10 protein-coding genes and 1 tRNA gene are annotated in these 12,438 nt (G+C 58.5%); 10 read left to right on the forward strand and 1 reads right to left on the reverse strand.

Annotated elements, in window-relative coordinates; genetic code table 11:
* The first annotated feature begins 502 nt into the window (after positions 1–502).
* The 3 genes from carA (at position 503) to greA (ending at position 5,418) form a co-directional block, all read left to right on the forward strand.
* On the forward strand, positions 503–1,633 hold the full coding sequence (carA, locus tag LWH94_RS13515; protein ID WP_232902561.1) for a glutamine-hydrolyzing carbamoyl-phosphate synthase small subunit: 1,131 nt from the start codon (positions 503–505) through the stop codon (positions 1,631–1,633).
* An 82-nt stretch (positions 1,634–1,715) separates the two neighbouring features.
* Positions 1,716–4,934: a carbamoyl-phosphate synthase large subunit gene (gene carB / locus LWH94_RS13520; RefSeq protein WP_232902562.1), complete on the forward strand. Its 3,219-nt coding sequence runs from the start codon at positions 1,716–1,718 to the stop codon at positions 4,932–4,934.
* A 4-nt stretch (positions 4,935–4,938) separates the two neighbouring features.
* Positions 4,939–5,418, forward strand: a complete 480-nt coding sequence (gene greA / locus LWH94_RS13525; protein ID WP_081697550.1) for a transcription elongation factor GreA — start codon at positions 4,939–4,941, stop codon at positions 5,416–5,418.
* Between the two features lie 57 nt (positions 5,419–5,475).
* On the opposite strand, the gene yhbY is transcribed toward greA, so the two are convergent.
* The gene (gene yhbY / locus LWH94_RS13530) at positions 5,476–5,784 is read right to left on the reverse strand and encodes a ribosome assembly RNA-binding protein YhbY (protein WP_094623617.1); all 309 of its coding nucleotides are present in this window, start codon (positions 5,782–5,784) and stop codon (positions 5,476–5,478) included.
* A gap of 279 nt (positions 5,785–6,063) precedes the next feature.
* Here yhbY and ftsH point away from each other — a divergent pair, with 279 nt between their 5' ends.
* The 7 genes from ftsH (at position 6,064) to rimP (ending at position 12,406) form a co-directional block, all read left to right on the forward strand.
* Complete coding sequence (gene ftsH / locus LWH94_RS13535) at positions 6,064–8,007, forward strand: ATP-dependent zinc metalloprotease FtsH (RefSeq protein ID WP_269802601.1); 1,944 nt, start codon at positions 6,064–6,066, stop codon at positions 8,005–8,007.
* Between the two features lie 96 nt (positions 8,008–8,103).
* On the forward strand, positions 8,104–8,934 hold the full coding sequence (gene folP / locus LWH94_RS13540) for a dihydropteroate synthase (RefSeq protein WP_232902563.1): 831 nt from the start codon (positions 8,104–8,106) through the stop codon (positions 8,932–8,934).
* Positions 8,934–10,277, forward strand: a complete 1,344-nt coding sequence (gene glmM / locus LWH94_RS13545; protein ID WP_232902564.1) for a phosphoglucosamine mutase — start codon at positions 8,934–8,936, stop codon at positions 10,275–10,277. Before folP ends, glmM begins: the two co-directional genes overlap by 1 nt.
* Before the next feature lie 95 nt (positions 10,278–10,372).
* Entirely contained in the window at positions 10,373–11,131 is a 759-nt protein-coding gene (tpiA, locus tag LWH94_RS13550; RefSeq protein ID WP_232902565.1) for a triose-phosphate isomerase, read from the forward strand.
* 24 nt (positions 11,132–11,155) lie between these two features.
* Complete coding sequence (gene secG / locus LWH94_RS13555; protein ID WP_022988297.1) at positions 11,156–11,539, forward strand: preprotein translocase subunit SecG; 384 nt, start codon at positions 11,156–11,158, stop codon at positions 11,537–11,539.
* An 8-nt stretch (positions 11,540–11,547) separates the two neighbouring features.
* A tRNA-Leu gene (locus LWH94_RS13560) sits at positions 11,548–11,632 on the forward strand.
* A gap of 312 nt (positions 11,633–11,944) precedes the next feature.
* Complete coding sequence (gene rimP / locus LWH94_RS13565; protein ID WP_022988296.1) at positions 11,945–12,406, forward strand: ribosome maturation factor RimP; 462 nt, start codon at positions 11,945–11,947, stop codon at positions 12,404–12,406.
* Positions 12,407–12,438 lie beyond the last annotated feature (32 nt).

A 12,438-nucleotide genomic window follows, 5' to 3' on the forward strand; every position in this document is an offset into this window, starting at 1 on the left:
TCGATGCCGATCACGGTATTCTGATGCATGGTCTCCTCCTTAACTCTTGGATAGTGTCTGCAACCTCTATCCTGGCGCATTGCGACGCCGATTTGGAGTGGGGAGGAGACCATCCCATCTCGGAAGGGCACGGAAAAAGACTGAAGAGTTGCTTTTCGTGTGAGGCTAACACTGAGGCTGAAGGTTCGGGTCGCTCTTCCGAAAATTTTGAAGGCCATGGATGGCCTGAAATAAGCGCTCATGGACGAGCTTGTAGCGGTTTTCGGAAGAGCGACCCGAACCTTCGGCCGGAGTTGCGTCAAAGACGACTGGACAAATCCCCGTGGACAAAAACGGCCAGAATCGCTTACAATAAGGCGATTTGACTGCACCAAGCGTACCTTTGAAAAGTTTATAAGAAAGCGGGACCGGGTTTTTACTCTGTCTCGCTTTTTTGCAACCTGAATTTGCGCTTGCGTTCCTGTTCGTGACGAACTTACGCCACTCGATGAGGATACAAGCCTTGAGCACACCAGCAATCCTTGCACTCGCAGACGGAAGCCTCTTCTACGGCACCGCCATCGGCGCAGACGGAGAAACCAGCGGTGAGGTAGTGTTCAACACTGCCATGACCGGCTATCAGGAAATCCTGACCGACCCGTCCTACTCCCGCCAGATCGTCACCCTGACGTATCCGCACATCGGCAACACCGGTGTGAACGACGAAGACGTAGAATCCGACCGCATCCACGCCGCCGGCCTGATCATTCGTGACCTGCCGCTGATCGCCAGCAGCTGGCGTAACCAGCAGAGCCTGGATGACTACCTGCGAAGCAACAACATTGTTGGCATTGCGGACATCGACACCCGCCGCCTGACCCGTATCCTGCGTGACAAAGGTTCCCAGAACGGCGCCATCGTTGCCGGCGAGAATGCCACCGCCGAGCGTGCACTGGAACTGGCCAAGGCCTTTCCGGGCCTGAAGGGTATGGACCTGGCCAAGGAAGTGACCAGCGAGAAAACCTATCAGTGGAACCAGACCGAATGGGACATCACCGATGGCTACGGTGAACAGTCTGCTCCGAAGTTCAAGGTTGTCGCCTGGGACTACGGCGTAAAGTTCAACATCCTGCGCATGCTTGCTGCCCGCGGTTGCGACATCACCGTGGTACCGGCGCAAACCCCGGCTTCGGAAGTGCTGGCCATGAACCCGGACGGTATCTTCCTGTCCAACGGCCCTGGCGACCCCGAGCCGTGCGACTACGCAATCAAAGCCATCCAGGAAGTGCTGGAAACCGAGATTCCGGTATTCGGCATCTGTCTTGGTCACCAGTTGCTGGCCCTGGCCAGCGGTGCCAAGACCATGAAAATGGGCCACGGCCACCACGGCGCCAACCACCCGGTGCAGGACATTGCCAAGGGCACGGTGATGATCACCAGCCAGAACCACGGCTTTGCGGTAGACGAAGCAACCCTGCCGGCCAATGTGGAAGCCACCCACAAGTCGCTGTTTGACGGCACCCTGCAGGGCATTCGCCGCACCGACAAGGCGGCCTACAGCTTCCAGGGTCACCCGGAAGCCAGCCCAGGCCCCCACGATGTGGCACCGTTGTTCGACGAGTTTATCCAGCTGATGGAAGCGCGATCTGCCTGAGGGCAAGGCCATCGACGATAGCTCACCGGCGCTGAACACCGCGCTGCAAGAATTCAAAAGTTGCTGACAGGTTTACCGAGACATGCCAAAACGTACAGACATCCAAAGCATCCTGATCCTGGGCGCTGGTCCCATCGTGATCGGGCAGGCGTGCGAATTCGACTACTCCGGAGCCCAGGCCTGTAAGGCGCTGCGCGAAGAGGGCTACCGGGTTATCCTGGTGAACTCCAACCCGGCCACCATTATGACCGACCCGGCCATGGCCGATGCCACCTACATCGAGCCGATCACCTGGAAGACGGTCGAAAAGATCATCGAAAAGGAAAAACCCGACGCCCTGCTGCCCACCATGGGCGGCCAGACCGCACTGAACTGTGCGCTGGACCTGGAAAAGCATGGCGTACTGGAGAAGCACGGCGTTGAAATGATCGGCGCTAACGCCGATACCATCGACAAGGCCGAGGACCGGGACCGTTTCGATAAGGCCATGAGAAAGATTGGCCTCGAATGCCCGCGCGCGACGATTGTTCACTCCATGGCGGAAGCCTGGGAAGCGTCAGAGGATATCGGTTTCCCCTGCATCATCCGTCCGTCCTTCACCATGGGCGGGTCCGGTGGTGGTATCGCCTACAACAAGGATGAGTTCGAGGAAATCTGTACCCGTGGCCTGGACCTGTCTCCGACCAACGAACTGCTGATTGACGAGTCCCTGATCGGCTGGAAAGAGTACGAGATGGAAGTTGTCCGTGACAAAAACGACAACTGCATCATCGTTTGCGCCATCGAGAACTTTGATGCCATGGGCGTGCACACCGGTGACTCCATCACCGTGGCCCCGGCCCAGACCCTCACTGACAAGGAATGCCAGATCATGCGGAACGCCTCACTGGCGGTGCTGCGTGAAATTGGTGTGGAAACCGGCGGTTCCAACGTGCAGTTCGGTATCAATCCGGACACCGGCCGTATGGTCGTGATCGAGATGAACCCGCGGGTATCCCGTTCCTCCGCGCTGGCTTCCAAGGCCACCGGTTTTCCGATTGCCAAGGTGGCCGCCAAGCTGGCCATCGGTTACACCCTCGATGAGCTGCAGAACGAAATTACCGGAGGCGTAACCCCGGCCTCGTTCGAGCCCAGCATCGACTACGTGGTTACCAAGATTCCGCGCTTCACCTTCGAGAAATTCCCCCAGGCCGACGCCCGCCTGACCACCCAGATGAAGTCCGTGGGTGAAGTCATGGCCATCGGTCGTACCTTCCAGGAATCCATGCAGAAAGCCCTGCGTGGCCTGGAAGTGGGCTCTGATGGTTTTGACGAGAAACTGGACGAGCTGGATTCGGACAGCAGCCGTGAAACCCTGATCCGGGAGCTGAACGTACCCGGCGCCGAGCGTGCCTGGTACATCGGTGATGCCTTCCGCGCCGGCATGACGGTTGACGAAGTGTTCCGTCATACCAAGGTTGACCCCTGGTACCTGGTGCAAATTGAAGACCTGGTCAAAGAAGAGCAGGCCCTGAAATCTGCCGGCAAGGCCGATATCGACAAGGCCACCCTGTTCCGCCTGAAGCGCAAGGGCTTCTCTGACGCCCGCCTGGCCAAGCTGCTGGGCATTTCCGAAGTCAGCCTGCGCAAGCTGCGCCACGACCTGGGCATTCGCCCGGTTTACAAGCGGGTAGACACCTGTGCGGCTGAGTTTGCATCCGACACCGCCTACATGTACTCCACTTACGAGGAAGAGTGCGAGGCGGAGCCGTCTGACCGCGAGAAGATTGTGGTGATCGGTGGCGGCCCCAACCGTATCGGCCAGGGCATCGAATTCGACTACTGCTGTGTGCACGCGGCCCTGGCCATGCGTGAAGACGGTTACGAAACCATCATGATCAACTGCAACCCGGAGACCGTGTCGACCGACTACGATACCTCCGACCGGTTGTACTTCGAGCCGATCACCCTGGAAGACGTGCTGGAAATCATCAACGTCGAAAAACCGAAGGGCGTCATTGTGCAGTACGGCGGTCAGACCCCGCTGAAACTGTCCCGTGGCCTGGAAGCTGCCGGTGTGCCCATTATCGGCACCAGCCCGGATGCCATTGACCGTGCCGAAGACCGTGAGCGTTTCCAGCAGATGATCCAGCGCCTGGGCTTGAAGCAGCCCCAGAACGCCACCGTGCGCAGCCATGAAGAAGGTATCCTGGCGGCCCGTGAAATCGGCTATCCGCTGGTGGTTCGCCCGTCCTACGTGCTGGGCGGCCGTGCCATGGAAATCGTCTATGACGAAACCGAACTGGTGCGTTACATGCGCAGTGCCGTTCTGGTATCCAACGACAGCCCGGTATTGCTGGACCACTTCCTGAATGCCGCCATCGAGGTGGATATCGATGCCATCAGTGACGGCACCGACGTGGTTATCGGCGGTATCATGCAGCACATCGAGCAGGCTGGTGTTCACTCCGGTGACTCTGCCTGTTCACTGCCGCCCTACAGTCTGCCGAAAGAAGTGCAGGATGAAATGCGCGAAGCGGTCAAGAAAATGGCCATCGAACTGGACGTTATCGGCCTGATGAACGTGCAGCTGGCCTGGCAGGACGGCGAGATCTACGTGATCGAAGTGAACCCGCGCGCTTCCCGTACCGTGCCGTTCGTATCCAAGGCCATCGGTGTGTCCCTGGCGGCGGTAGCGGCCCGCGTAATGTCCGGCAAGACCCTGAAGGAGCTGAACTTCACCCAGGAAATCGTGCCGACTTACTATGCGGTGAAAGAGTCCGTGTTCCCGTTCAACAAGTTCCCGGCGGTTGACCCGATTCTCGGCCCGGAAATGAAGTCTACCGGTGAGGTGATGGGGCTGGGTGACAGCTTTGACGAAGCCTTCGCCAAGGCGTCCCTGGCCGCGGGTGAGCGCCTGCCGGCCAAGGGTGTGGCCTTTATGTCGGTTCGTGACGTCGACAAGCCGGGGGCGGCTAAGGTTGCCCGCGACCTGGTTGATGCCGGCTTCCGGATTGTCGCCACTACCGGTACAGCCAAGGCCCTGGAAGCCGAGGGTGTCGAGGTTGAGCGGGTCAACAAGGTTGGTGAAGGCCGGCCGCACATTGTTGATTCCATCAAGAACGGCAAGGTTCAGCTGATCATTAACACCACCGAAGGTCGTAAGGCCGTTTCCGACTCGGCGCAGATTCGCCAGTCCGCCTTGCAGACCAAGGTAACCTACACAACGACGCTGGCAGGTGGCGAAGCCTTCTGCCGCGCAATCAAATTTGGCCCGGAGCGCACTGTTCGTCGCCTCCAGGACCTACACGCAGGGAAGTAAGATTATGGCTGAAAGAGTACCCATGACGCAGACTGGCGAAGCCCGTCTGCGCGAGGAGCTGAAAAAGCTGAAGTCCGAAGATCGTCCGCGGGTCATCCAGGCTATCGCCGATGCCCGTGAACACGGAGATCTCAAGGAAAACGCCGAATACCACGCCGCCCGTGAACAGCAGAGCTTCATCGAAGGCCGTATCCAGGAAATCGAAGGCAAGCTGTCAGTGGCCCAGGTGATCGACGTAACCACCATGGAGAACACTGGTAAGGTGATCTTCGGCACCACCGTGCACCTGGTGAATATGGACACCGATGAAGAAGTGACTTACCAGATCGTGGGCGAAGACGAGGCAGACATCAAAGCCGGCAAGCTGTCGGTATCGTCTCCCATCGCCCGGGCGCTGGTGGGCAAAAACGAAGGCGATGTGGTGGCCATCCGCATCCCTTCGGGCACCGTGGAGTACGAGATTTCCGAAGTGGAATACATCTGACGAAATCCGCGCACACACGAAAAAGCCGGCTGGGGTTACCCGAGCCGGCTTTTTTTATCACTTATTCCTTAGCAGGTTAGACAACTTCGGATTCGGCTTCCTGGCCCGGCGCAGGATGACGGCGATTTTGCCGATGGTTTGCACCAGCTCGGCGCCGGAGCTTTCGCACAGGGCCTGGATGGCTTCCTGGCGGGCTTCGCGGTCTGTGCTGGCTACCTTGATCTTGATCAGCTCATGGTCGTTCAGGGCTCGCTCCAGTTCTTCCTGGAGCCCCTCGGACAGGCCTTTGTCGCCAACAATGATGACGGGCTTCAGATTGTGGGCAATGGCCCGGTATTCCCGGCGCTGTTCCGGTGACAGACTCATGATGTAATCTCTTTATCGGTGCAATTAACAAAAGGTCAGCGGCGAACTGGCTGACAACGTCGTATAATTTCGTGATTGTAACAGATAGCGCACCGCCACAAATGGTCGTATTCACTTACAACCGGCGTTGCAATCGGCCCCGGAGTGCCCAATATAAGTGGTAGTGCGGGCGTTTTCCCTTAGGCCGTTTCTGGTTTACGAACGTACAATTAGTGTAAGGTGTCGGAAAAGGGTTCGCGGCTTCGACGCGGCAGCCCTGCAATTCACAGGTGATGATCCTTGAACGATATGGCAAAAAATCTGGTTCTCTGGCTAGTGATAGCCGCCGTGCTGCTGATGGTGTTTCAGAATTTCACTCCCACCACCAGCGGGCAACAAGTTAACTATTCCCAGTTTGTCGAAATGGTCCAGCAGGGCCAGGTACGGCAGGTGACGATTGATGGGCTGCAGGTGCAGGGTGTCCGTGGTGACGGCTCCCAGTTCCAGACCATTCGCCCGCAGGTATCCGATAACAAACTGATGGACGATCTCCTGGCCAATCAGGTTGAGGTGATCGGTAAGGAGCCGGAGCGCCAGAGCCTGTGGACTCAGCTGCTGGTGGCCGCATTCCCGATACTGATCATCATTGCCCTGTTTGTCTTCTTCATGCGCCAGATGCAGGGCGGCGGTGGCGGCAAAGGCCCCATGTCGTTCGGCAAGAGCAAGGCGCGCCTGCTGAGCGAAGATCAGATCAAGACCACCTTTGCTGACGTGGCTGGTGTCGACGAAGCGAAGGAAGATGTCAAAGAGTTGGTGGACTTCCTGCGCGATCCGAGCAAGTTCCAGCGTCTGGGTGGCCGCATTCCCAAGGGCGTGCTGATGGTAGGTCCTCCCGGTACCGGTAAAACCCTGCTGGCCAAGGCCATTGCCGGTGAAGCCAAGGTGCCGTTCTTCTCGATCTCTGGTTCGGACTTCGTGGAAATGTTCGTGGGCGTGGGTGCTTCCCGTGTTCGCGACATGTTCGAGCAGGCCAAGAAACAGAGCCCCTGCATCATCTTCATCGACGAGATTGATGCTGTGGGTCGCCATCGTGGCGCCGGTATGGGTGGCGGACACGACGAGCGTGAGCAGACCCTGAACCAGTTGCTGGTCGAGATGGACGGCTTTGAGGGTAATGAAGGCGTTATCGTGATCGCCGCAACCAACCGTCCGGACGTTCTTGACCCTGCGCTGTTGCGCCCGGGTCGCTTTGACCGCCAGGTGGTGGTGAGCTTGCCGGATATCCTGGGTCGCGAGCAGATTCTGAAGGTGCACATGAAGAAAGTGCCCCTTGCCGATGGCATCGATCCCGCTGTGATTGCCCGTGGTACTCCCGGCTTCTCCGGTGCAGACCTGGCCAACCTGGTGAACGAGGCTGCCCTGTTTGCGGCGCGCCGTAACCAGCGCCTGGTGTCCATGGAAGAGCTGGAGCTGGCAAAAGACAAGATCATGATGGGCGCCGAGCGCAAGTCCATGGTGATGAGCGAGAAAGAAAAGCGGAATACCGCATACCACGAGTCTGGCCATGCGATTGTGGGTCGACTGGTGCCGGAGCATGATCCGGTCTACAAGGTCAGTATTATTCCCCGTGGCCGGGCACTGGGTGTCACCATGTTCCTGCCGGAAGAGGACAAGTACAGCCACTCCAAGCGCTACCTGACCAGCTCGATCTGCAGTTTGTTTGGTGGCCGTATTGCCGAGGAGCTGACTCTGGGCTTTGAGGGTGTGACCACCGGTGCGTCCAACGATATCGAGCGAGCTACCAGCCTGGCCCGCAATATGGTCACCCGCTGGGGTTTGTCCGAGAAGCTGGGCCCGCTGCAGTACGATACCGACAGCGAAGAGCCGTTCCTGGGTCGTTCTGCCGGGCAGTCTCATACCGTGTATTCGCCGGAAACGGCACAGCGTATTGATGAGGAAGTCCGTAACATCATTGATACCTGCTACGAGACCGCCAAGCAGATCCTGATTGATAACCGGGACAAGCTCGACATGATGGCGGAAGCGCTGATGAAGTACGAAACCATCGATCGCTTCCAGATTGACGACATCATGGCCGGCAAAGAGCCGCGCCCGCCGAAGAACTGGGGCGATAGTGGTCCCGCCGGTGGCGTAAAGGCTGAAGAGCCGGAGCAGGCTCCGGAGCCGAAAGGCTCTGACGACGGGCGCCAGCCCGGAGTAGGGCGCCCGGCCGGCGAGCACTGACTCGCAGCCGAAGCCTGAGTGATATAACGCGCCGCCCGGCCTCCGGGCGGCGTTTGTTTTTGTTTCCCCGAAAGTGTTGCCCCTGGAATCCTCGCTATGAAAATGAACTTTGCCGGCCGTGAACTGGACCTCTCCCTGTGCCATGTAATGGGCATCCTGAATGTAACCCCGGATTCGTTTTCGGACGGTGGTCGCTTCAATTCGCTGGAATCCGCCATGATCCGCGCCCGCCAGATGGTGGTGGACGGTGCAGTATTTATTGATGTAGGCGGTGAATCCACCCGGCCGGGAGCGGCAGAGGTTTCCACCCAGGAGGAGCTGGACCGGGTGTGCCCGGTGGTCGAGGCCATTGCCCGGGAGCTGGATGCCGTTATTTCCGTAGACACCAGCAACCCGGCGGTAATGGCAGAAACCGCAAAGCTCGGCGCGGGGCTGATCAATGATGTCCGTGCCCTGCAGCGTGACGGAGCACCGGAAGTGGCGGCGAAGGCGGATATTCCTGTGTGTATCATGCACATCCAGGGTGAGCCGGACACTATGCAGAACGATCCCCGTTACCGGAATGTGCGCCGGGAAGTCAGCTCGTTTCTGACCGAGCGCATGCGCGTGGCAGAGGCCGCCGGGGTGAACCCGGACAAGATCATCCTGGACCCCGGCTTTGGCTTTGGCAAAACCGTCGAGCACAACGTGCAGTTGCTGGCGACCCTGGAGCAGCTGCACATGCTGGGCCATCCACTGCTGATCGGTCTGTCCCGCAAATCCATGCTGGGAGCAATCACCGGCCGGGATGTGAATGAAAGGTTGCCCGCAAGCCTCGCGGCCGCGACAATATCGGCCATGAAAGGTGCGAGTATCCTCAGGGTGCACGATGTAAGGGAAACGGTAGACGCCGTTAAGGTAGTAGCGGCGGTTAAGGAGGCAATCTGATGTCCGAGCGTAAATATTTTGGTACCGATGGCATTCGTGGCCATGTTGGCGAAGGCCCGATTACCCCGGAGTTCATGCTCCACCTGGGTTGGGCTGCCGGCCAGGCGTTCAAGAAAGATGGCCAGCGCAACAGTGTGCTGATCGGCAAGGACACCCGGTTGTCCGGTTATATGTTCGAGTCGGCCCTGGAGGCCGGCCTGTCTGCCGCCGGAGTGGATGTGAAGCTGCTGGGCCCGATGCCGACACCGGCCATTGCCTACCTCACCCGTACCTTCCGCGCCTCTGCCGGTATCGTTATCAGTGCGTCCCATAACCCGCACCACGACAACGGCATCAAGTTTTTCTCTGCCGCCGGCACCAAGCTGGACGATGCCCTGGAAGCTGAAATCGAGCGCTGGCTGGACCAGCCCATCAAGGTCTGTGAGCCCAACGAACTGGGCAAGGCGACCCGGATTGATGACGCGCCCGGTCGCTACGTGGAATTCTGCAAGAGCACCGTACCTAACGAATTTACCCTCGATGGCCTGCATATCGTCCTGGATTGTGCCCACGGTGCCACCTACCACGTGGCGCCCAAGGTGTTCCGGGAGTTGGGTGCAAAGATTACCGTGATCGGCGCCGAGCCCGATGGTCTGAACATCAACCTGAATGTTGGTTCCACCCACCTGGATGCTCTTAAGCAGACAGTTGCCGAGAAAAAAGCCGACCTGGGCATTGCCTTCGATGGCGATGGTGACCGGGTGCTGATGGTTGACCGTGACGGCTCCGAGGTGGACGGCGATGAGCTGCTGTACATTCTCGCGTACCAGCGCCAGGCCGAAGGGCGCCTCAAAGGCGGTGTGGTGGGTACCCTGATGACCAACCTGGGCGTTGAGTTGGCCCTGCGTGAACTCGGCATCCAGTTCGAGCGGGCGAAAGTGGGCGACCGCTATGTGATGGAGCGGTTGCTGGCTAACAACTGGGTGGTCGGGGGTGAAGGTTCCGGCCATATGGTCATTCGTGACTGCACCAGCACCGGCGATGGTATTGTGTCTGCCCTGCAGGTGTTACTGGCTGTGCGCAATTCCGGTAAAACCCTGAGCGAGCTGCGTCAGGGAATGAGCAAGCTGCCCCAGAAAATGGTGAATGTGCGGGTGGCGCGGCGTTTTGATCCGTTTTCCCGCGCGGATATTGTCGAGGCTGTGCGCCAGGCTGAAGCCGGCCTGGGCGATGCCGGTCGTATCTTGTTGCGGGCATCCGGAACCGAGCCGCTGATCCGGGTGATGGCAGAGGGCCGGGATGCCGCAGAAATTACCCGTGTGGCCGAAGAGCTGGCCCGGGTGGTGGAGCGCTCAAACCCCTGAGTGGCGGTGCGGGGAGCGGGTTGTGTGCAGGAAATGACTGCTGTATAGTTCGCGCTCCCTTTTGTTCGGGGTTTTCGGGATAGCTGAGAATAAGTATGCGTCGCAGGATTGTAGCCGGTAACTGGAAAATGAACGGGTCGAAAGACCTGGTGCAGCAACTGGTTGGCCCGGTTCGCGAGCAGGCTGGCCGTCTCGATAACGGTGCAAAGGTGGTGATTATTCCTCCTGCGCTGTATGTAAGTGCTGTTCAGGCTGAGGCAGGAGATGACCTGGCGACAGGTGTCCAGAACGTCAGTCAGTGGCAGTCCGGCGCCTACACCGGTGAAGTTTCCGCCGACATGGCCCGTGATATGGGTTGCGGTTACGTGCTGGTTGGGCACTCCGAGCGTCGCCAGTTGTTTGGTGAGACCGATGAAATGGTTGCAGCCAAGGTTGAACAGGTTCTGCAAAGCGGTCTGACGGCGGTGTTGTGCGTTGGGGAGACCCTGGAGCAGCGTGAGGCCGGTGATGCCGAGCGTGTTGTGGCCACCCAGGTGATACGCGGGCTGGCCCGTGTTGAGGGTGAAAGCTGGTCGCAGGTGGTTGTTGCCTACGAGCCTGTCTGGGCTATTGGCACGGGCAGAACCGCAACCGCAGAGGACGCCCAGGCTATGCATGCGGAAATCCGCAATGTGCTTTCGAGCATGAAAGCGCCTGCCGAATCCATTTCGGTACTTTACGGCGGCAGCGTAAAAGCGGATAATGCGGCCGCTCTGTTTTCAGAGCCGGATATCGATGGTGGTCTTATTGGCGGAGCATCGCTGAAGGCCGATGAGTTTATCAGTATCTGTCGGGCATTCCCGGCGGGTGCGTAATCCGAAACGTTTACGAGAGTCTGTATGGATTGGTTGGAAACACTGGTAGTTGTAGTTCACGTCGTGATCGCCGTGGCGCTGGTGGGCCTGGTTCTGATCCAGCAGGGCAAGGGCGCGGATGCCGGTGCGGCATTTGGTGGCGGTGCCTCGCAGACGGTTTTCGGTAGTCAGGGCAGCGGCAGCTTCCTGACCAGGATGACCACCCTGATGGCGGTTGTCTTTTTTGTGACAAGTTTTTCGCTGGCGATCTTTGCCAAGCAGCGCGCTGAAGTAGCAGGTGAGGCGGGTATTCCGACAGTTCAGGAATCTACCCAGGCCCCTGCAAGTGATAGCAGCGCGCCGGCTATTGACGAAGGCGCAGGTAGCGAAGCCGGGGCCGGGGAGTCTGATCTCCCTGACCTCGAGTAAAGAGTGTTGCCCGGGTGGTGAAACTGGTAGACACGCCATCTTGAGGGGGTGGTAGCGAAAGCTGTGCCGGTTCGAGTCCGGCCCCGGGCACCATATTTGAAGAAGACGGCTTGGCAAACCCAGGCCGTTTTTTTTGGTCAGTCCTTGACCACTCCGCGCGGTGTCCTCTATACTCCGGCGGTTATTGGAGTCAGTGTTTTTTCTGGCTTCCAGGCAGGCCAGGTGTCTGTCGGCAGAGAGCATGGTTGGGTTAGCTTTCTGCGAATTCTTGCAACAAAAGGCCCCATTTTCAGGGGCTTTTTGATTAAGGGGCCTGGCGCAAGGGCCCTGGTGCATAAAAGGGCTGATTAACAGCCCTTTTTTTGTTTTTGTACCCTGAAAATCTGAATACGGAGGCGGCGACACTTGTCAGCCAAGCTTAAACAACTGGAAGACATCCTGCGCCCGGTAGTGGAAGGGCTCGGATTTGAATTCTGGGGCATTGAATTTCGTTCCCGCGGGCATCAGTCCATGCTCCGGGTGTTTATTGATGATGCCGAAAACGGCATCAGCATTGAAGACTGTGAAAAAGTCAGTCGGCAGGTCAGCGGTGTGATGGATGTGGAAGACCCCATCCAGAGCGAGTACACCCTGGAGGTTTCTTCCCCGGGTATGGACCGGCCGTTGTTCCGCCTGGAACAGTACGAGGCGTTTGTCGGCCATAAAGTACAGATCAAGCTGCGCATGGCCTTTGAGGGTCGTCGCAAATTCCAGGGGCTGATCAAAGGCGTCGAGGGTGACGAGGTTGTGGTCGTGGTTGATGACCACGAGTACCTGTTGCCGTACGACAGTATTGAAAAGGCCAACATCATTCCGGTTTTTGAATGACACATTCGAACAAATCTGTAGATGTATCGATT

This window comes from Marinobacter sp. G11 (assembly GCF_021282325.1).
GTDB lineage: Bacteria > Pseudomonadota > Gammaproteobacteria > Pseudomonadales > Oleiphilaceae > Marinobacter > Marinobacter vinifirmus.

Excerpts from the sequence above, each read along its gene's own strand:
- carB (WP_232902562.1), top strand. The coding sequence starts at position 1,716 with ATGCCAAAACGTACAGACATCCAAAGCATCCTGATCCTGGGCGCTGGT.
- greA (WP_081697550.1), top strand. The coding sequence starts at position 4,939 with ATGGCTGAAAGAGTACCCATGACGCAGACTGGCGAAGCCCGTCTGCGC.
- yhbY (WP_094623617.1), bottom strand. The coding sequence starts at position 5,784 with ATGAGTCTGTCACCGGAACAGCGCCGGGAATACCGGGCCATTGCCCAC.
- folP (WP_232902563.1), top strand. The coding sequence starts at position 8,104 with ATGAAAATGAACTTTGCCGGCCGTGAACTGGACCTCTCCCTGTGCCAT.
- glmM (WP_232902564.1), top strand. The coding sequence starts at position 8,934 with ATGTCCGAGCGTAAATATTTTGGTACCGATGGCATTCGTGGCCATGTT.
- tpiA (WP_232902565.1), top strand. The coding sequence starts at position 10,373 with ATGCGTCGCAGGATTGTAGCCGGTAACTGGAAAATGAACGGGTCGAAA.
- secG (WP_022988297.1), top strand. The coding sequence starts at position 11,156 with ATGGATTGGTTGGAAACACTGGTAGTTGTAGTTCACGTCGTGATCGCC.